The sequence below is a fragment of the Thermococcus sp. 5-4 genome, from assembly GCF_002197185.1.
Taxonomy (GTDB): domain Archaea; phylum Methanobacteriota_B; class Thermococci; order Thermococcales; family Thermococcaceae; genus Thermococcus; species Thermococcus radiotolerans.
Genome location: NZ_CP021848.1, coordinates 1238466 through 1257350 on the forward strand (window position 1 = coordinate 1238466; position 18885 = coordinate 1257350).

Annotated in this window: 24 protein-coding genes and 1 tRNA gene; 16 read left to right on the forward strand and 9 right to left on the reverse strand. The window is 55.7% G+C overall.

Annotated features, from left to right (window positions below; translation table 11 throughout):
- Positions 1 to 244 precede the first annotated feature (244 nt).
- From CDI07_RS06845 to CDI07_RS06865, 5 genes are read left to right on the forward strand one after another with little or no spacing between them, the layout of a single operon-like run.
- Positions 245 to 1393 carry an inositol-3-phosphate synthase gene (locus tag CDI07_RS06845; protein ID WP_088180906.1) on the forward strand — a complete coding sequence of 383 codons (1149 nt, stop codon included), beginning with the start codon at positions 245 to 247 and terminating at the stop codon, positions 1391 to 1393.
- Between the two features lie 51 nt (positions 1394 to 1444).
- Positions 1445 to 2047 carry a DUF4443 domain-containing protein gene (locus CDI07_RS06850; protein ID WP_088180907.1) on the forward strand — a complete coding sequence of 201 codons (603 nt, stop codon included), beginning with the start codon at positions 1445 to 1447 and terminating at the stop codon, positions 2045 to 2047.
- 4 nt (positions 2048 to 2051) lie between these two features.
- Positions 2052 to 2684 (forward strand): orotidine-5'-phosphate decarboxylase, encoded by a 633-nt coding sequence (gene pyrF, locus CDI07_RS06855; protein WP_088180908.1) that lies wholly within the window; start codon positions 2052 to 2054, stop codon positions 2682 to 2684.
- A gap of 2 nt (positions 2685 to 2686) precedes the next feature.
- On the forward strand, positions 2687 to 3205 hold the full coding sequence (locus CDI07_RS06860) for an RNA-binding protein (protein WP_088180909.1): 519 nt from the start codon (positions 2687 to 2689) through the stop codon (positions 3203 to 3205).
- Position 3206: 1 nt separating this feature from the next.
- A complete protein-coding gene (locus CDI07_RS06865; protein WP_088180910.1) occupies positions 3207 to 3665 on the forward strand; it encodes an adenylyltransferase/cytidyltransferase family protein in 459 nt (152 codons plus the stop codon).
- 88 nt (positions 3666 to 3753) lie between these two features.
- Here CDI07_RS06865 and CDI07_RS06870 read toward each other — a convergent pair whose 3' ends face one another.
- From CDI07_RS06870 to CDI07_RS06885, 4 genes are all read right to left on the reverse strand, one after another.
- Entirely contained in the window at positions 3754 to 4089 is a 336-nt protein-coding gene (locus CDI07_RS06870) for a CopG family transcriptional regulator (protein ID WP_088180911.1), read from the reverse strand.
- Positions 4076 to 4846: a ParA family protein gene (locus CDI07_RS06875; RefSeq protein WP_088180912.1), complete on the reverse strand. Its 771-nt coding sequence runs from the start codon at positions 4844 to 4846 to the stop codon at positions 4076 to 4078. Before CDI07_RS06875 ends, CDI07_RS06870 begins: the two co-directional genes overlap by 14 nt.
- A gap of 29 nt (positions 4847 to 4875) precedes the next feature.
- On the reverse strand, positions 4876 to 6120 hold the full coding sequence (gene ftsZ, locus CDI07_RS06880; protein ID WP_088180913.1) for a cell division protein FtsZ: 1245 nt from the start codon (positions 6118 to 6120) through the stop codon (positions 4876 to 4878).
- A gap of 66 nt (positions 6121 to 6186) precedes the next feature.
- Positions 6187 to 6378 carry a ribbon-helix-helix domain-containing protein gene (locus tag CDI07_RS06885; protein ID WP_088180914.1) on the reverse strand — a complete coding sequence of 64 codons (192 nt, stop codon included), beginning with the start codon at positions 6376 to 6378 and terminating at the stop codon, positions 6187 to 6189.
- Positions 6379 to 6587: 209 nt separating this feature from the next.
- On the opposite strand from CDI07_RS06885, the gene cgi121 reads away from it, so the two are divergent.
- The 5 genes from cgi121 to CDI07_RS06910 all read left to right on the forward strand — a co-directional run bounded on the left by cgi121 (position 6588) and on the right by CDI07_RS06910 (position 10071).
- Positions 6588 to 6995: a KEOPS complex subunit Cgi121 gene (cgi121, locus tag CDI07_RS06890; protein WP_088180915.1), complete on the forward strand. Its 408-nt coding sequence runs from the start codon at positions 6588 to 6590 to the stop codon at positions 6993 to 6995.
- Between the two features lie 84 nt (positions 6996 to 7079).
- Positions 7080 to 8258: a pyridoxal phosphate-dependent aminotransferase gene (locus CDI07_RS06895; RefSeq protein ID WP_088180916.1), complete on the forward strand. Its 1179-nt coding sequence runs from the start codon at positions 7080 to 7082 to the stop codon at positions 8256 to 8258.
- Positions 8259 to 8270: 12 nt separating this feature from the next.
- Positions 8271 to 8534 carry a TMEM165/GDT1 family protein gene (locus tag CDI07_RS06900; protein ID WP_088180917.1) on the forward strand — a complete coding sequence of 88 codons (264 nt, stop codon included), beginning with the start codon at positions 8271 to 8273 and terminating at the stop codon, positions 8532 to 8534.
- Positions 8535 to 8546: 12 nt separating this feature from the next.
- On the forward strand, positions 8547 to 9752 hold the full coding sequence (locus tag CDI07_RS06905; RefSeq protein ID WP_088180918.1) for an MFS transporter: 1206 nt from the start codon (positions 8547 to 8549) through the stop codon (positions 9750 to 9752).
- A complete protein-coding gene (locus tag CDI07_RS06910; protein ID WP_088180919.1) occupies positions 9742 to 10071 on the forward strand; it encodes a hypothetical protein in 330 nt (109 codons plus the stop codon). The genes CDI07_RS06905 and CDI07_RS06910 overlap by 11 nt, the downstream gene beginning before the upstream one ends.
- A 362-nt stretch (positions 10072 to 10433) precedes the next feature.
- On the opposite strand, the gene CDI07_RS06915 is transcribed toward CDI07_RS06910, so the two are convergent.
- Positions 10434 to 10521: transfer RNA gene (locus CDI07_RS06915), tRNA-Leu, on the reverse strand.
- Between the two features lie 101 nt (positions 10522 to 10622).
- On the opposite strand from CDI07_RS06915, the gene CDI07_RS06920 reads away from it, so the two are divergent.
- The 4 genes from CDI07_RS06920 to CDI07_RS06935 are packed head-to-tail and all read left to right on the forward strand — an operon-like array spanning position 10623 to position 13184.
- Positions 10623 to 10919: a DUF2178 domain-containing protein gene (locus CDI07_RS06920; protein WP_088180920.1), complete on the forward strand. Its 297-nt coding sequence runs from the start codon at positions 10623 to 10625 to the stop codon at positions 10917 to 10919.
- Complete coding sequence (locus CDI07_RS06925) at positions 10920 to 11117, forward strand: helix-turn-helix transcriptional regulator (protein ID WP_088180921.1); 198 nt, start codon at positions 10920 to 10922, stop codon at positions 11115 to 11117.
- 22 nt (positions 11118 to 11139) lie between these two features.
- Positions 11140 to 11898 carry an ABC transporter ATP-binding protein gene (locus CDI07_RS06930; protein WP_088180922.1) on the forward strand — a complete coding sequence of 253 codons (759 nt, stop codon included), beginning with the start codon at positions 11140 to 11142 and terminating at the stop codon, positions 11896 to 11898.
- Positions 11895 to 13184 carry an ABC transporter permease gene (locus CDI07_RS06935; RefSeq protein ID WP_088180923.1) on the forward strand — a complete coding sequence of 430 codons (1290 nt, stop codon included), beginning with the start codon at positions 11895 to 11897 and terminating at the stop codon, positions 13182 to 13184. The genes CDI07_RS06930 and CDI07_RS06935 overlap by 4 nt, the downstream gene beginning before the upstream one ends.
- A gap of 12 nt (positions 13185 to 13196) precedes the next feature.
- Here the strand turns inward: CDI07_RS06935 and CDI07_RS06940 are convergent, their stop codons facing one another.
- Positions 13197 to 13610 (reverse strand): RNA-binding domain-containing protein, encoded by a 414-nt coding sequence (locus CDI07_RS06940; protein WP_088180924.1) that lies wholly within the window; start codon positions 13608 to 13610, stop codon positions 13197 to 13199.
- 71 nt (positions 13611 to 13681) lie between these two features.
- On the opposite strand from CDI07_RS06940, the gene CDI07_RS06945 reads away from it, so the two are divergent.
- A complete protein-coding gene (locus CDI07_RS06945; RefSeq protein WP_088180925.1) occupies positions 13682 to 14491 on the forward strand; it encodes a ZIP family metal transporter in 810 nt (269 codons plus the stop codon).
- Here the strand turns inward: CDI07_RS06945 and CDI07_RS06950 are convergent.
- The gene (locus tag CDI07_RS06950) at positions 14477 to 15034 is read right to left on the reverse strand and encodes a dephospho-CoA kinase (RefSeq protein ID WP_088180926.1); all 558 of its coding nucleotides are present in this window, start codon (positions 15032 to 15034) and stop codon (positions 14477 to 14479) included. The genes CDI07_RS06945 and CDI07_RS06950 overlap by 15 nt on opposite strands.
- A 45-nt stretch (positions 15035 to 15079) precedes the next feature.
- Positions 15080 to 17260, reverse strand: a complete 2181-nt coding sequence (locus CDI07_RS06955) for an ATP-dependent DNA helicase (protein ID WP_088180927.1) — start codon at positions 17258 to 17260, stop codon at positions 15080 to 15082.
- Positions 17261 to 17331: 71 nt separating this feature from the next.
- On the opposite strand from CDI07_RS06955, the gene CDI07_RS06960 reads away from it, so the two are divergent.
- Entirely contained in the window at positions 17332 to 17898 is a 567-nt protein-coding gene (locus tag CDI07_RS06960) for a hypothetical protein (protein WP_088180928.1), read from the forward strand.
- A 2-nt stretch (positions 17899 to 17900) separates the two neighbouring features.
- Here the strand turns inward: CDI07_RS06960 and CDI07_RS06965 are convergent, their stop codons facing one another.
- Positions 17901 to 18881 carry an ABC transporter ATP-binding protein gene (locus tag CDI07_RS06965; RefSeq protein ID WP_088180929.1) on the reverse strand — a complete coding sequence of 327 codons (981 nt, stop codon included), beginning with the start codon at positions 18879 to 18881 and terminating at the stop codon, positions 17901 to 17903.
- Positions 18882 to 18885: the final 4 nt, after the last annotated feature.

An 18885-nucleotide genomic window follows, 5' to 3' on the forward strand; every position in this document is an offset into this window, starting at 1 on the left:
CTACCACCCTCCGAAGTTTTCAAAAGCGAGCCCAAAAAGGCCCGGAGGGCTTATTTTAGAAAGCGAACTGATTCCACATTTTATTCAGATTTTGTATTTATAAAATTTTTGGACGGCCCTCTGTGAGCGGTATTCAGACAAACGAGTACGGAGAGAATGTTCAAAAATCCATAAAATCGTTTTTCCACCAAAAACTATTTAACTGCTATAAAATAATTTACCGCAAGTAAAGGAGGTGGATGGAATGGTTAAGGTTGTCATACTCGGACAGGGCTACGTTGCCAGCATCTTTGCGAGCGGTCTGGAGAAGATAAAGGCCGGAAAGATGGAGCCCTACGGCGTTCCCCTCGCCGATGAGCTTCCGATTAAAATCAAGGAGATAGAGATAGTCGGCTCCTACGATGTTGACGCGGGCAAGGTCGGAAAGGACCTCCACGAGGTCGTTAAGGCCTACGACCCCGAGGCGCCGGAGAGCCTCAAGGGCATCACCGTCAGTAAGGGAATCCACCTGAGGAGCCTCAGAAATCTGCCGATCGAGGCCACCGGGCTTGAGGATGACATGACCCTCAAGGAGGCTGTCGAGCACCTCATTAACGAGTGGAAGGAACTCGGCGCAGAGGTCTTCATAAACGTCTGCACCACAGAGGCCTTCGTGCCCTTCGGAAGCAGGGAGGAGCTCGAGAAGGCCATCACTGAGGACAACAGGGACAGGCTCACCGCCACTCAGGTCTACGCCTACGCCATAGCCCAGTACGCCAAGGAGGTTGGCGGTGCTGCCTTCGTGAACGCTATTCCGACCCTCATAGCCAACGACCCGGCCTTTGTGGAGCTCGCCGAGGAGAGCAACATGGCCATCTTCGGCGACGACGGAGCCACCGGTGCCACTCCGCTCACGGCCGACATACTCAGCCACCTCGCCCAGAGGAACCGCTACGTCCTCGACATAGCCCAGTTCAACATCGGCGGAAACAACGACTTCCTGGCCCTCACCGACAAGGAGAGGAACAAGAGCAAGGAGTTCACCAAGAGCTCGGTCGTCAAGGAGCTCCTCGGCTACGACGCGCCGCACTACATCAAGCCCACCGGATTCCTTGAGCCCCTCGGCGACAAAAAGTTCATAGCGATGCACATCGAGTACGTCAGCTTCAACGGTGCCAGGGATGAGCTCGTCATCACCGGCAGGATAAACGACAGTCCAGCTTTAGCGGGCCTGCTCGTCGACCTCGCGAGGCTCGGAAAGATAGCGATCGAGAAGAAGGCCTTCGGAACCGTCTACGAGGTCAACGCCTTCTACATGAAGAACCCTGGACCGAAGGACAGGCCGAACATCCCGCGCATCATCGCCCACGAGAAGATGAGAATGTGGGCCGGTCTGGAGCCGCGCTGGTTCTGATTCTCTAAAACTTTTTAATCTCCTTGCCCTATTTTTCTCGGAGGGAAGCCGATGAGCTGGAAGAGGGGAGCCTATCCTGAATTCACGCTTGAGGATGCCGTTGCGGTTCTTTTCATGCTCCAGAACCCGACGGGGAGAAAGGCGATATCAGAGGTTCTTGACCTCGGCGAGGGGAGCGTTAGAACGCTTTTAAAGAAGCTTGCCGCCCTCGAGGTCATAAGCTCCACCCAGCGCGGACACTCGCTCAACGAGAGGGGAATGGAGCTCCTAGAGGAAATTTCCAAGCATTTCTCCGAGGTCCACCGTATCGGAGAGGTTGAGGGCTATCCCGCCTGCGCACTAACGGTGAAAGGAGCTGGGGAGTTCAAGAGCATCGAGCTCCGCGATGAGGCCATAAGGTTCTTCGCGAAGGGGGCCATGATTCTCGTCGTGAGGGATGGTGAACCTGTCTTTCCGGAGGATGGAAGGCCGCTGAGCGAGACGATGCCCGAGCTCGCTGGGAAGATTAAGGAAGCGTTCAAGCTGAACGACGGCGACCTCGTCGTGGTAACTTGGGCGGAGAAGGAAGCCGACGCCATGAAGAGCGCCTACCACGTCGCCCTGACGCTCAAGGGCGATGAGCTACCTGAGGAGATAAAGTCCCTCGTGAGGTGAAGGCATGAGGAAGCTTATTCTCGCACTCGACGTGTACGACCGGGAGAGGGCGCTTGAGATAGCCGAGTGCACGGCGGATTACCTGTGGGCGGTGAAGGTGAACTGGCCGCTGATAATAGGCTCGGGGCTGAACATCATCACCGAGCTCAAGCAGGTTACGGGACTGCCTATAATAGCCGACCTCAAGCTGGCGGACATACCCAACACCAACAGGCTGATAGCGGGTAAGGTTTTCGAGGCCGGGGCAGACTACATCATAGCCCATAGCTTCGTTGGGAAGGACAGCGTTGAAGCCGTTATGGAACTTGGAAAGACCATAATCGTCGTCGAGATGAGCCATCCCGGGGCGAGGGAGTTCATCCAGCCGGCGACTGATAGGCTGATCGAGCTGGCCAACGAGCTCGAGCCCTTTGGAGTCATAGCACCCGCCACGAGGCCGGAGCGCGTTGCATATATCCGCTCGAAGCTGAAGCAGGGAATCAAAATCCTGACCCCAGGAGTTGGCGCTCAAGGTGGTAAGGCGGGTGAGGTTTTAAAGGCCGGTGCCGACTACGTCATAGTGGGGCGCTCGATATACGCGAGTGAAAATCCGAGGGAAGCCGCGAGGAGGCTTCACGAGGAGATAGCGGGGGTGTAAGGATGGAGCTGAAGGTCAAGCATCCGCTCAGCAAGAAGGAGATCAAGGAGATAATCCGCGAGATGGGCGAAATATTTGGTGAAGAGATAGCGGGCAAAATGCTCAACAAAAAGGACCGCGTCGAGGTTGCCGAGTTTGACAAGACGACGGATATACTCCTCGTTAACGGCAGGCCCTTCTTCATACGGAGGAAGGGACTGATATTCCCCCTCGTCATAGCGCTCTACGAGCTCTCCAACGAGGAGGACCTGAGGAAATGGCCGAGGCGCGTCGTGGTCGATGCGGGCGCGGTGCCGTTCATAATCAAGGGCGCCGACGTCATGGCGGCTGGAATAACCGACGCGGATGAAGGCATAAAGGAGGGTGACTTCGTCTTCGTGGTCGAGGAAGACTACGGAAGGCCCCTGGCGATAGGCATCGCCCTGATGGACGGAAAAGCCATGAAGGAGAAGCCCAAGGGCAAGGCGGTGAAGAACATCCATCACGCCAAGGACAGAATCTGGGAACTGACGGTGGGCTGAGATGAGCAGAACAGAGGAGGGAAGGAGGAAAATCCGCGTTCTCGTCGGCGGGGTTTTCGACATCCTTCACGTCGGCCACATCCACTTTCTCAGCCAGGCCAAGGCCCTGGGGGATGAGCTGATAGTGATAGTCGCCCACGATGAGACCGTCAGAAGGCAGAAGCGCAGGGAACCTGTGAACAGTGCGGAGGATAGGGCCGAGCTACTCAGGGCACTCGCGGTCGTGGACGAGGTCTACATAGGCTCTCCAGGGGGTATAGACTACGAGCTGGTGAAACGGATAAACCCTGATATCGTTGCGATAGGGCCCGATCAGGCCTTCAGCTGCGAGCGCCTCAAGGAGGAGCTAAGGAAGCACGGAATAGGGGCGGACGTGGTAAGGATACCCTACCTCTACAAGAGCGACAGGGCGAAGACCAGCAAGATAATCCAAAGGATAATAGAAACGTACTGCGATTGATTTTAACCCTGATTTTAAGCCGCCCGCGGGAGTTGGGGCCTGATTTTAGCGGATGATTCAAACGGTGAGTTGAGCGTCTGGATTAACGTTAGAGTTTGAATCTCCCCATGTACTCCCGCAGGAACTCCGGGTCCTCTCTTTTCACAGCACTCATCAGCTCATCGAACTTCTTCTCCCCTAATGCGAGCTTCAGGTAATAGTAGAGGTTGAGGGCATCCTCGACGATGATGCTCTGCCTTCTGCCCTCCTCGCCGTAGAGCTCAATGAGCTTCCTGTTCATGTCGAGGCTGACGTAAAGGGTCTTCTGCTTCTTTTCCTTCTTCATGTCCTTGGACTTGGCCTTCCGGTCCTTTTTGGGCCTGGACGGCCGGGTGAGCTCGTTAACGGAGCCGTCAAAAAGCTTGGGGATTTTATCCTTCGACAATTTCAACCACCTCTCTCGCGAGTTTTAGAAGGGCCTTGGAGGCTCTACCATCCCCGTCGAATTCAAATATGCTCATCCCCTGGCTCTGGGCCTTCTCAAGGGCTATCGCCTTCGGAATCGTAGTCAGTATCGGGGCGTCCGGATAGGTTGCCTTGAGCTCCCTGAGGCGCATCTTCGGAACCTTCGTCTGGCGGGTGAACTTGTTGGGAACGAGACCGAGCAGCTTCAGGTTCTCGTTGGTCTCCTCGCGGATCATGCGCATGAGGTTGAACATGAGCTGCATGCCTATGACGCCGAAGTAGCTCAGCTCGAGGGGTATGAGAACGTAGTCCGAAGCGGTGAGCGAGTTGACCAGGAAGATGCCCATGCTGGGCGGGTTGTCTATGAGAACGTAGTCATAGTCGGGCAGTATGGGTGTTAGGGCCTTCTCCAGGCGCCTCTCACGGTTGTAAGCGTTGATAATCTCTATCTCCCTGGCGGAAAGGTTCAGGTGGCTTGGAATGAGATGAAGATTCCTCCGTACCTCGACGATGGTGTCCTCGATGTCGCTCTCCCTGGTCATCAGCGTTCCCACGTTGCTGTCCCCGTACTGGAGGACGTCCATGCCTATCAATCCAAAGGTTAGATTGAACTGCGGGTCTATGTCAACGAGAAGAACCCTCTTGCCCATCCCAGCCAGGGCATGGCCAAGGTTCATGGTCAGAGTGGTCTTCCCAACCCCGCCCTTCTGATTGGCTATGCTGATCACGACGGCCACTGGAATCACCTGCCAAAGTAAAGAAAGGGTCAGGTGATGTCGATGAAGTCCTCGAGGGCCCTCTTGGCGTAGGCAGGGAGTTCCTTCTTCTCCTTCTTGGATATCGTCGTGAATATCTTGTCGAAGCCGTTGTCCTCGGACTTGAAGGGCTTGACCGGCTCGGGGGCTATGATGTTCTCCTTGAAGGAGGAGCCAACGCGGAGGGCGTGCTCTCCGCCCAGGATGTGCGGGCTCTTAACACCGGTCATGATGACCATGGCACGGACGACCTTGCCCATGTCCTCGTCTATCCTTGCACCCCACTTGATTTCGCTCTTCTCGCCGAGCTTCTCGTAGACGATGTTCATGGCGTCGTTTATCTCTCCGAGGCTCACATCCGGTCCGACGGTGAAGTGAACCAGAGCCCTGTCGCCGCTGCCGTACTCGACCTCGAGCATCTTGTTCTCGAGCGCGTTCTTGACGGCATCAACCGCCCTGTTGCTGGAGTCGCTCTCGCCGATTCCTATCAGAGCGGCACCGCCGTTGTGCATAACGCTGTAAACGTCGGCGAAGTCGATGTTCACCATGGACGGGAGCTTTATGGTCTCGGTGATGCCCTTGACCATCCTGGCTATTATCTCGTCGGCGAAGCGGAAGGCAGCATTGATGGGAAGCTTCGGAACGAGCTTGAGGAGCTTGTCGTTCTCGATGATGATGACCGTGTCGGAGTAGTACATAAGGGCCTTTATGCCCGCCTTGGCCTTCTCAATCCTTATCTTGCCCTCGTTCTTGAACGGGTACGTTACAACGCTGACGACGAGCGGTTCCCTAAACCTTCCGTTGTGCCTGGCACGCTCCTTTATAACCTTGGCAACAACTGGAGCAGCGCCCGTACCGGTGCCGTTACCCATACCAGCGGTTATGAACACAAGATCGGCGTCACCGATGGTCTCGGCAATCTCATGGGCGCTCGCCTCGGCGGCGCGGTAGCCTATCTCGGGGTTTCCACCAGAGCCCTTACCCTGCGTTATCTCCTTGCCGAGGAGAAGCTTCCTGTGGGCCTTCGTCCTGGCAAGGTGCTGGGCGTCGGTGTTCATGGCTATGAGCTCCGCGCCCTGAACGCCAAGCTCGTAGAGCCTGGTTATCGTGTTGTTTCCAGAACCGCCCACGCCGACTATGACGATCCTTATCAGATCCTCAAGGTTCTCGTCGGAGAATCTGTCGAACTTCGCCGTCCTAGGCTCGTCGTCCAAGTCGAGTTTTATTCCGGCTTGTTCCAGGAGTTTAAATACCATTGCCCCAACCCCCTCAATACGTCTGGTTTTCGGATGATAGTGATTTAAAGTCATGATTTTAGCGGCTTATTTCAGGATGTAGTCAGGCGTTGAACGTTCCTCAGTCTCCAGCTGATAGAGCTCCTTCTTCAAAAGCTCGCGAATGGCTTCCCTGATGATTTCGCTCCTGCTGGGGTAGACGCCCTTCTTAACCAGCTGATCCATGGCGTTAATCAAGCCCTGGGGGAGCTGTACACTGATGATACGCATTTTGCTCATCCCTGCACCACCCAGTTCAGTAAGCCGCTGAAATAACTAGTGATTTAATTAGTTAAATACTTTGCGGCTGAATGTTAATATTATAATATTATCAATTTCAAAAAATTTTTAGAAAAATCCAAGAATACAAAAAATGCTTCAGATCGGCAAAAATCGGGGAGGAGAAAGGGTTTTAACATCGAATATTTCACCCGATTTCGGGGAGCTCGATGAGAGGAATAACCGAAAAACTTCACATCACAAGGGTGTACGTGGAAGACGCCGAAAAGCTTATCCCGAAGCTTGGGGGGGACGTTCAGATAGTCAGCGCCGAATGCTGGGAGGCTGTGGCGTTCGCGGCCCTGCTGGCACTCCGCTCGTTCGAGAGGGGAACAAATCATGCGAGAACTCTTGGGGGAGAACTGCTGATCCGCCTGGCCGGAACGCTCCAGATAAAAGACGCCATAGCCCAAAACGGCATAAAAAATGGCGAGAACTATCTGGTGGTCTTCGGAACGCAGGAAAGGGCGTTGGAGGTCCTGCGTGAATTGGGACTGAACGAGCTCCCGCTCACCGGTTGTGACGAGGAAAAAGTGAAAACTTTTTTTGAAAAAGCCGCACTCGCTGAAGTTTTATAGACAGCAAGTACCCAGTTCTGTACCCCTCGGAGGATAGGTTTATAAAATCCCTTCCTCATTTTCGAAGTGCCTGAGGTGATGCTCATGAAGTATAAAAAGCGCAAGTATTTCCTTGCTGGCAGAATAAACCTCATCCAGCGCTCGAAAATCAGGGAGCTTTTTGAGAAGGCTAAGAAGATGGAGAACGTTATCTCCCTGGGCATAGGAGAACCTGACTTCGATACTCCCGATGTCGTCAAGGAGGCCGCCAAGAGGGCCATCGATGAAGGTTACACTCACTACACGCCCAACGCGGGCATTCCGGAGTTCCGCGAGGCCATAGCGGAGTACTACAAGACCCACTACAAGGTTGACGTTTCTCCGAACGATATAATCGTGACCGCCGGCGCTTACGAGGCGACCTATCTGGCCTTTCAGACCCTCCTTGAGCAGGACGATGATGTTATAATCCCGGATCCGGCCTTCGTGTGCTACGTTGAGGACGCGAAGATAGCCGAGGCGGGCATCATCAGGATACCCCTCAGGGAGGAGAACGAGTTCCAAGTCGACCCGGATGAACTCGTCGAGGCGATAACCAAGCGCACCAGGATGCTGGTTCTCAACTATCCAAACAACCCAACGGGCGCGATTCTCAAGAAGAAGACAGTTAAGGCTATAGCCGACATAGCCGAGGATTACAACCTCTACATCCTGAGCGATGAGCCCTACGAGCACTTCCTCTACGAGGGGGCGAAGCACTACCCGATGATAAAGTACGCCCCGGACAACACGATTCTGGCTAACAGCTTCTCCAAGACCTTCGCCATGACCGGCTGGCGCCTCGGATTCACCATAGCCCCAACGCAGGTCATACGGGACATGATAAAGCTCCACGCATACGTCATCGGCAACGTCACCTCGTTCATACAGATAGCGGGAATCACGGCCCTCCGCGACAAGCGCAGCTGGGAGGCCGTCAGTGCTATGCGCGAGACCTACGCGGAGAGGAGGAAGCTCGTGCTCAAGCACCTCCACAAGATGCCGTACATCACCCCGTTCAAGCCAAAGGGCGCGTTCTACATCTGGGCAAAGATAGACCCCAGCCTGGACATGAGCAGCGAGGACTTTGCCGACTGGCTCCTGGAGAACGCGCGCGTCGTCGTCATCCCGGGAACTGCCTTTGGAAAGGCCGGTGAGGGCTGGATAAGGATAAGCTACGCGACCAAGAAGAGCCAGCTCATCGAGGCAATGCAGAGAATGAACGAGGCACTCTCAAAGCTCTAGCGGGGGAAAGGGATGGACGGCGTTCTGGCCATCTTCTTTGCCATTTTTCTAGCCGAGCTCGGGGACAAGACCCAGCTGGCAACCATGGCCTTCGCGGCCAGATACGGATGGAAGGTAGCGTTTATGGGGGCCATTCTGGGCCTCGCAGCGGTTAACCTCATTGGGGCGCTACTCGGCGACAAGCTCGGCGACATGGTGCCCCTCGAGGTTGTCCACAAGTTCGCCGGAGCACTTTTCATTGTTTTCGGAATCCTCATGATATTCGGAAAGCTCTAGGAGGGATAAATCATGGACAAACGGTGGAGTTCAGTCCTGCTTGACACGTTGGTCATGACGGCCGGCTTCGGAACCCTGACCATGATGGCCGTCGCAAAGCCAGATATAATCGCCCACTTCGGGATAAGCAGTGCGGAGTACGAATGGCAGCACATAGCGTACGTCTTTGGTTTGTTCATAGCGTTCCTTCTCGGCCACACCAGGATATACGAAGGAAGCTTCAAGAAGAGCGTTGCCATAGCACTCAGCTGGGCGGCGATAGCGCAGGCGCTCATTCCGCTCGCCCCCAACTGGTACGTCGTCGTCTTCCTCAGGTTCATCCAAGGTTTCGTGGTCACGCTCGTGCCGCTCTTCAGCACCCAGATAGCCCAGTTCTTCGTTGCCGAGAGGCCCTTTGCGAAGGGTATAATCCTTTCAGGTATCTTCTGGGGCGGTGTGTTTGGAAGCATGAGCGCCAAGTACGCCGTCGCGGACTTCGGGTGGAAGGGCGGTTTCTGGGTCACCGTCCTCATAATGTACGCGGTTCTCGCCCTCTGGTGGTTCTTCGTCGAGGACTTCGAGATAATCCACAAGACCGAGGGGACCGAGAAGGTAAGCGTCTGGAAGATGCCCTTCACCTGGGTGCTCGGCTTCACGTTCTTCCCGGCCCTCTGGGTCATATTCACCATCATAGGGTTCTCCGCATCCCTCGGCTATGAAATCGGGTGGACGAAGGAGCACGTGGCAACGCTCAGCACGAGCCTCAACATATCCAAGGCGCTCTGGAGCATAGGCATGGGCTACGTCGGCTACATGCTGTCCCGGAAGAACCCGAACGCGAGGGGTCTCTTCAAGGCCATCGTGCAGGTCATGATATTCTCCTACGCGGTTGCCTTCATCGGACTGCTGGTCTACGGCAAAGCCATGCTCGCCGGCAACTACACCCTTGCCCTCGCATCGGTGGTCCTCATTGGAGCCCTCCAGGGAACTGGACCAGCGTTCTGGACCAGCGCCCCGGCAACGTATCCCAGGAACATCTTCCCGAAGGCCAGCTTTGCCCTTGGTCTCATCTCCAACTCGGCTAACGCCATAGCTCCAACGATAACGGACGTACTCGCGAGGCAGAGCACCGGCCTGGCCCTGGGAGAACTGGCCCTCATGCCGCTCATAGGAATCCTGACCCTTATAGCGGTCTCGAGAATGAGGCTCCCGGTGGAGGAGCTCGGCGATGCGGCCTAAACCCCTCGTCGTTTCTTTCTTTATCCTCCTTGCGATTTTCTTCTACGGCATAGCCGCGATAAGTTTCGGGGAGGAGTACACGTTTTTTGGCTACATCCTCGTCGGGAGCGTGCACCTGCTCTTCGCCTACGGGGTCTGGACAGGGCACGAGACAACCGTGGACCTCTCGGCGTACATAGCCCTCCTGGACCTTCTCTTCGGGCTCCTCTGGGTGATGGTGGGACTGTCCCTTCCGGCGGTAACACTAACCCTCCTCTCGGCGCTGATCCTCTTCGTCCTGATGGACGAAGACGTAAGAACCGAGCTCAAAATGCCATAGACAAGCTTTGCCTGTGCAAAGTTTGATCAAAAAGATCTTACATCCTCTTTTCGTCAACGCTGAAGCTTTTTCCAAAAGCTTCACCAAAAGTTTGTAGCTCATCACAGAGAACGCTCCTGTAACCGATTTTATCCCCCAAGTGTCCATTTTTCAAGCGAGAACACTTCGAAGAAACTATTGAACATGGTTTGCTCTCCATTGACGCCCTGCAGGCGTCGATTTTTAAAGTTAAACCCACACTCAAAGAGTAACTTGAAAAGTTCTTCTCAACTTTAAAACAGCCATATTGATAATAAATCACACAGAATTGAGCCATGAAAAGGAGCTACGAACTTTGATGAAACTTTGCCCAGCAAAGTTTCTGGTGCGGGGGACGGGATTTGAACCCGCGAACCCCTACGGGACGGGACCCTAAATCCCGCGCCTTTGGCCAGGCTCGGCAACCCCCGCGCGGATTGAACTTCTCTCCGGCGCTTTAAAAACTTTGAGGGGAAAGGCTTATAAGGATGTAAAGGAAGCTTTACGTAAAGGAAACTTTACATGGTGAGAGCATGGAGTGGGACATACTCATTGGAGTGCTCGTTGGGATGGCAGTCGGGATTTCCCTGCCGTTGGTCTATCGGAGAAACGTCGGTCATGATCTTGACGAGAGGGCAGAACGAATTGAAGAGAAAGCTGCTCTGAGAATTCTCAATGTGGTCCAGATTACAAGTGGATTAGAAATGGTTTATTTGGCTTTTATCACCGGAGAGGCGAATAATCTGGCGTTTGCTTTTCTATCACTGACGTTCTTCATAGCGACCTTTGGACATCTGCTCCTAAAGGTTTACTACTCGAGGGTGATGTGAGTGAAGAACCACCTGCGGGAGCTCAGAGAGGAGCTGGGCGTAACCCAGGAGGAGCTGGCGAAAGCCCTTGGAGTGACGAGGCAGACGATAATAGCCATCGAGAAGGGTCGCTACGACCCATCGCTGAGGCTGGCATTCAAGATAGCCCACTTTTTCAACAGACGGATTGAAGAAATCTTTATCTACGAGGAGGGTTAAAAAGACGTTGGGAGGGCTGGAGATGCCCATGGTTGAAGTTCTGAATCTGGAGAAGGACTACGGAAAGGTAAAGGCCCTCAAGGGAATAAGCTTCTCAATCAACGAGGGTGAAATCTTTGGGCTCATCGGGCCCAACGGTGCCGGAAAGAGCACCACGCTAAAGATACTCTCGACGCTCCTCAAGCCGACGGGAGGGAGCGCGAAGATAGACGGCCACGACGTGGTGAAGGAGGCCGACAAGGTCAGGGAGATCATCAGCTACCTTCCCGAGGAGGCAGGCGCCTACAAGAACCTCACCGGCTACGAATACCTCCAGTTCATGGCGCGGCTCTACGCCAAGGACGAGGAAAAGGCAAGGGAGATGCTCGAGCTAGGTGTTGAGCTCAGTGGACTGGGAGAGAGGCTGCACGACAAGGTGTCGACGTACTCCAAGGGAATGACGAGGAAGCTCCTAATAGCGAGGGCGCTCATGGTGCGGCCTAAGCTGGCAATACTGGACGAACCGGCGAGCGGACTGGACATAGTCAACGCATACGCGATAAGGCAGATGATAAGACGCTTTTCAAGGACGGAAGGGGTCACCTTTCTGCTCTCGAGCCACAACATGCTCGAGGTCGAGTTCCTCTGCCACCGGGTCGCCCTGATAAACAAGGGGCAGATAGTAGAGGTGGGAACTCCGAAGGAGCTGAAGGAGAAATACGACGCAGAGAACCTCGAGGAGGTCTTCATGAGGGCAGTGGGGGCGAACATCAGCGAGCCAATAGGGGGTGAGGGCGGATGAGCGACTTCTGGGTGATGGCCAAGAAGGAGCTGTGGAACCTCTTCAGGGACAAGAAGCTCGTCTTTGGCCTCGTGGTCGTCCCGCTAATACTGCTCCCGGTGATGGGAAAGGCCGTGAACATCGGCATGGAGCAGGCCCAGGGGGAGACACAGGTTACGATAGTCAACTTCGACGAGGGTGCCTACGGGAATCTGCTGATAAAGGCCCTGGAGGTCGCCCCCAACGTCACGGTAACCGTGGTGAACGCGACGACGCTTGACGAGGCCATTCAACAGGCCATCCAGCAGGAACAGAACGTTCTCGTGGTCATTCCTCCAGACTTCACGGCCAAGCTCCAGGCCAACGAGACCGCCACCGTCGAGATATACGGCATCTTCACGACGATAAGCACCGGCATAAAGGAGAGCGTCAGCGAGGGCAGGATAAACGCCGTCCTCGGGATACTCAGCGACGAGATAGCCAGGATAAAGGTGAAGAACCTCGGCGCCAGCAACCCCGATGCCATACTGCATCCGATAAGGACCGAGAGCAAGTCCGTCATAAACAACAACGTCGTGGATATATCGCCAACCGCAGTTTCGAGCGTTATAGCGGCCCAGGCCTTCACGATACCGCTCATCGTCTTCATGATGGTCATGATAACCTCCCAGATGGCCGCCGGAGCCATAGCGAGCGAGAAGGAGAACAAGACCCTCGAGACCCTCCTGACCCTGCCCGTGGCGAGGACGAAGATAGTCGCGGCGAAGATATTCGGAACGGCCATGATGGGTCTCGTTGCCGCGATAGCGTACATGGTAGGCATGCGCTACTACATGAGCTCCTTCGGGCTGGGGTCGAGCGGGGTGAGCCTCGAAGACCTGGGTCTGGTCGTCACCCCGACGGGGGCGCTGATGTTCGCGGTCGTGGTGTTCCTGACGATAATAATCGCCCTCAGCCTGGCCATGATAGTGGCAACCTTCGCCGAAGACGTCCAGAGCGCGACGACCCTCGTCAGCGCGGTTATCCTGCCCCTGGCGTTCCCGGCTTTCCTGCTGATGTACACCGACATCAACGACCTCCCAGCGGTTGTCAAGTACGTCCTGCTTGCGATACCCTTCACCCACCCCGTGGTGGACTACCGCTACGTCCTCCTCAGCAGCTACACGCCGATAGCGATAAGCATGACCTACCTGACGGTGGTTGCGGTCGTCATACTCTACGCCACGGCATGGTTGTTCTCAACGGAGAGAATCCTCACGGCACAGGTAAGCTGGGGCAGAAGGAAGAAGAAAAAAGCGGCCGAGTGAGCTTTCCTTTTTTTACTCTATCGGCACACCGTCCTTGGTCCTCGGCGCGAGCCACTTCATGAGCTTCCCAGGATCCTTGGTTCTGATGATTATCGTTATCGGGCCCAGCGGCGACTCCTCGTTGAAGTTAACGACGCCCGCATAGGCCGCCTGCTTGTTGACCCTGATGATTATCTCCTCACCGAAGTAGCCCTCCTCAAGGAACGAGCGCGCGGTGTCGAGTATAGCCTGCCCCCTGAAGAGCTCGTAGAGCCTGCTAAGGGCTTTTCTGCTCCTCGTTTTGCCGGTCAGAATGACGTAATCACCCCTATCGAACGCCTCGAACTCCAGGTCATGAACCAGGTTCAGCATGGCCCTCTTGACCTTCTCGATGTCCTCGGTCGGATAAACGTAAGCCTCAACCTCAACTTCCTCAAAGAGCTCCATATTCTCACCCAGAAGAAGCTCGCGGGAAGGCTTATAAACCCAACCGCCCAAATAGTTAGGGTGGCCTAATAGTGTTAGAGAACTTCGTGGCCAATCTCGCGGAGTGGATACTGAGCATCTCGAACGGCGAAATCATGTGGGTTGCTTTCTACGCCGGACTTTTCGTCGCACTCATGACTTCCCTCGGAGCTATGGTGGCGATATTCGCCAAGAGCCTCCCCGAGGGGGGCGTTGACTTCGCCCTCAGCTTCGCCGCCGGCGTGATGATAGTGGCGGCCTTCACGAGCCTTATCCTGCCGGCGATAGAGAGCACCGGTTCTTTTGCACCTGCCGGAATCGGGATAGCCCTTGGTGTGCTACTTATCTACGCCATAGACCGCTTTCTTCCCCACGAGCACCTCGTCAAGGGCTACGAGGGCCCCAAATCCATGAAGGACAAGCTGAGGAAGGTCTGGCTTCTCGTCATAGCGGTGATAATCCACAACCTGCCGGAGGGCCTCGCGGTCGGGACGTCCCTCGTCTACAACCTGGAGATGGGCCTCGTCACCACCATAGCCATAGGAATCCAGGACTTCCCAGAGGGGACCGTCGTTTCGCTGCCCCTCGCGACGATACAGAAGAAGCGCCTTCAGCCGATAGCAATGGGCGTGCTGAGCGGCTTCGCGGAGATGGCAATGGTTCTTCTAGGGGCGTATTTCTTCACCCTCTTCGCCTGGCTCCTGCCGTACGGCCTCGGCCTGGCCGGCGGGGCGATGCTCTACGTGACCGTGAAGGAGATGATACCCGAGATATACAGGGGAGAAAACAGCGACACGCTGATAACCCTGGGATTCTTCCTGGGCTTCTACGTGATGCTGTTCCTCGACTCAATGCTCGGCTAGAATCCTGTCAACGAGCTCCCTCACCCTCTCCTCGTACTCTTCCCTGCTGCAGTCGTTCACTATCATGTGGTCGGCCATCGCGATGACGTTTCCTATGCCGAACTTCAGCTCCTTCCAGTCGCGCTCCTCGAAGTCCTCCCACGTTCTCGGATCGTCGTGTCTGCCCCGGGCTTTGAGCCTATCGAAGCGCATGTGCGGTGGCGTGTGAACGGCGAGTATTATTATCTCCTCGTCCGGAAAAGCGCTCCTGAAGGTTCCAACCTCATCGAGGGAGCGGACGCCGTCTATAACGACGACCCTGCTGCTCTCAAGGAGGCTCCTCACCTTTTCCACCGTCAGCTTTGCAACGGCGTTCTGACCAAGCTCCTGCCTCAGGCGGATGCTCACCTTGGCAACGTTCTCCTTGGTCAGCTCCAGACCGCGCTTTGCCGTCTCTTCCCTTACGACGTCCCCCATAGAAACGCTCGGAAAGCCTCTCCTCTCGAACTCCTTGACGATCCTGCTCTTTCCCGAACCAGGCATTCCAGTCACGATGATTATCATAGTGCCCACGCCAGAGTAAAGGGGCTGGATTTAAAAGCTTGACCCTCACTTCAGGAAGTCGTCGAGGGTCCCTTTTCGCGCCCTTTCTGCCTTTTTGGAGCCCTTTTTAGCACCCTTCGGCATCTCCACACCAAAGTGCCGGAACAGTCCCTCAACCACCTTCATTCCGATGCCCTCGACCTCCAGGAGGTCCCTCACCTTGGCGCGCATTATATCCTCCTGAGTCCTGAAGCCTGCGTTGTAGAGCGCCCTTGCCCTCTTCCTTCCGATGTTGGGGAGCCTAACCAGCTCAAGAAGCTCCTCTCTGACTCCATGCCTCAGCCTGAGGTGCAGGTCTCTCAGATAGTTCAGCACGTCTTTCTCCGGCTCGAAGAGCTTGTAGAGTTCAATGAGGGAGTACATGAGCCAGTCCGCGAGCTCCAGAATTCTGTAGAGGTCCCCGGGGTCGATGCTGTATGTCTCGTATATCCTCGCCTCCGGAACCTCGTTTATCCAGTCAAGAAGAATTTTCGCGGTCTTTATCTCGCCGAGGAAGGTCTGGAACCGGTAGTCCTCGTAATAGGGGATGTTCGTGTACAGCTTCTCCTCAAACTCGTAGGCTAGGTCGAGGTAATCCTCCATCTCCCTCCTCCGGGCGTTCAGCGTTGCCATGTCCGGCGTCGAGGCTATCAGCTGGAAGATTCCAAAGGGGTTGGGGTTCCTCTCAAGCTTCGGAAAGGCGTCCTTGAATCTCTTCGCCGTCAGCGGGTCGATGTAGAGCTGAGAAGTGCGCTTTCCGAAGGGAAGGGCTATGAAGCGGTCGTTCATGTCCATGTCCACGAACTCGTTTTCGATTAGGAAGTAGACTATATCCTTCGCCTTGTACTCTATCGAGCTTGTGTCCTTCCTCTGGTGGAAGTAGAAGGTCTTCTCGAGGAAGCCTATCAGCTCCCTGAAGTTTGAAACGCCGAAGTTCGTTATCAAAGCCAGAACCTGACTCCTGAAGGCCTGCTCGTTGGCGAGCATCGAGAACAGCTTTTCCGGCTTTCCATGGATGTACTTCTCCATCAGCTTCTTCGGATCTTCGGTTCTCGCTACAACTATGGCTTCGCCAACCCTATCGTACTTCGGCCTCCCTGCTCTGCCCATCATCTGCTGTATCTCGAGGACGGGTATGTCCGTCCAGCCAAAGCCGGCGTAGCGCTTGGTGTCCCTTATGATAACGCGGAACGCAGGGAGGTTTATTCCGGCGCTGAGGGTTGGGGTGGCGGTTATTACCTTAATCAAACCCTCACGGAAAGCATCTTCTATCATCGTCCTCTCGGTTCTGCTCAGGCCGGCATGATGGAATGCCACGCCGCCCCTGATGGCCTTTTTGAGCTTCTCGTTGGTCGGATTCTCCTCGAGGGAATCCGCGAGTTCCTTAAGCTGCCTTGTTTCAGGCTTCGTGAGAAGGCGGGCTATCTTGGAGGACAGCGAGACGGCCTCCTTCTCGGCCGAGCGGCGGGTGTTGACGAACACCAGCGCCTGCTTGCCCCTCTTAACCGCGTCAATCGCCAGGCTCTCCCAGTTCTCCGGATAGCGCTCCCGCTTTCCGTCCTCCCAGATTAGCTCCCCAAGGTGAAAGACACCCTTTTTCAGCTCGACCGGCCGCCAGTCGCTCACAACGAGCTCCGCGTTGAGCCACTCCGCCAGCTCCTCGGCGTTTCCGACAGTGGCGCTCAGAGCCAGAATCTGGGCCCTGTCGAGCATGTGACTGAGTATCATCTCCAGCGTCGCTCCCCTGTCGTAGGAGCCTATGAGGTGGACCTCGTCGGCAACGACAAGCTTGACGTCCCTTATCCAGTTGGAGCCGTGCCTCAAAAGGGAGTCAAACTTCTCGGATGTGGCGATGATTATGTCGTACCTCCCGAGCCACTCGTCGGTTGAATCGTAGTCGCCGGTGGTTGCCGCAACGCGGAGGCCTAGAACCTCCCAGGCCTTGAACTCCCGGTACTTCTCCTCGGCGAGGGCTTTGAGCGGAACCAGGTAGACCGCCTTTCCTCCCTCCCGGAGGAGCTTGTTGGCCATGACTATCTCGCTTACCAGGGTCTTTCCGCTCGCGGTGGGGATGGCGAGGACTAGGTTCTTTCCGTCGAGGACCCCGCTCTTTAGCGCCTCCCCCTGCGGCGGATAAAGCTCCTCTATGCCCCTCTCAATGATGACCCTTTTCACGCGCTCGTCAACCGGGAGTTCCTCAATTCTCATGACCCTCAGCTCCGGGAATATTCCACCGACGGTTTTATATGCTTATCCCACCTACTCCGCGGGGGAGGGAAATGAGGCTGAGGGTTCCCTACGTGCTCTTCGAGACCAAGACCGGGAAGTACGGTGTGGATGCCTACTTCTCGCTGAGGGTGGAGAAACCGGAGAGACGGGCAACCCTGATAAGGAAGGCCGAAGACCTTGTAATGGTCAAGGAAAAGCCAATGGGAGCACTCCTAGAGGGTGAGTCCGTCGTGGAGTACCTCACCTCTCTCTTCGTGATCCTCTACGAGCTCAGCGGCGAGAGCTTCAACGAGAGGGCAAGGCACATGAGGCGCTGGAACATCTGGCGGCTCATAGGGATACCCACTGGGCATCAGCGGCACGTGGACAGGGACGAAGAGCTGGCCAAGAAGAACCGGGAGGCCCTCCTGGCCCTGGCGATACTGAGGAAGGTTCTAGGGGTAAAAACTCCAGTCGAGCTGAGTGACACAACGATAAAACCGCTGGGCTATGCCTTTCTCGAATTCGAGGTGAACGGTGGAGACGTCGGCGACCCGGTATACAGGGAGCTGTTCAGAATAGACTCCAACGCGGGGATGGCGCTCCCGTGGCTGATGACTGAAAAGAAGGGAGAATAGAATCATGCCTTTCCGTAGAGCCAGCAGGCTACGTAGTGACCGCTCTCGACCTCTATGAGGGGTGGCTCCTTCTTGTCGCAGAGTCCGGCCTTCGCGAGGGGGCACCTCGGGTGGAAGCGGCAGCCCTGCGGTGGGTTTATCGGGCTGGGTGGCTCTCCCTCGACCTTCATGCGCTTTTTCTTGAGTTCCCTTGCCAGTTCGGGGTCCGGAACGGGTATCGCCGACAGCAGGAACTTGGTGTATGGATGGAGCGGGTTCTCGAATATCTCCTCAGCGGGCCCGACCTCAACGAGCTTCCCGAGGTACATAACGCCCATCCTGTGACTCATGTACTTGACGACACCGAGGTCATGGCTGATGAACAGGTAGGTGAAGCCGAACCGTCTCTGGAGGTCCTTCATCGTGTTGAGGATGTTGGCCTGAACTGAGACATCGAGGGCCGATGTCGGCTCGTCCAGAACTATGAACTCCGGCCTGAGCGCGAGGAGCCTTGCAAGCGCTATCCTCTGCCTCTGGCCGCCGCTGAACTCGTGGGGGTAGCGGTAGAGGTGCATCTCGTTGAGGCCGACGCTCTCGAGGAGCCTTATCACGAACTCCTCCGGGTCGTCAACCTCTATGCCGTGGAACTTGACCGGCTCCATGATTATCTCGAAGACCGTCTGCCTGGGGTTCAGGGATGAGTAGGGGTCCTGGAACATTATCTGGGCCTTCCTGCGGAACCACTTCATCTCCTCCCCCTTGAGCTTCGTGACGTCCTTCCCCTGGAATATGATTTGACCGTCGGTGGGCTCTATGAGGCGGAGGATCGTTCTCCCAGTGGTCGTTTTTCCGCATCCGCTCTCACCGACGAGGCCGAAGGTTTCGCCCCGGTTTATCGTGAAGCTGACGTCGTCAACGGCCTTGACGTAGCCCTCGGTCCTGAAAAGGCCCCTGATGGGGAAGTACTTTTTGAGGTTCTTAACCTCGAGTATCGGCTCGCTCATGCTA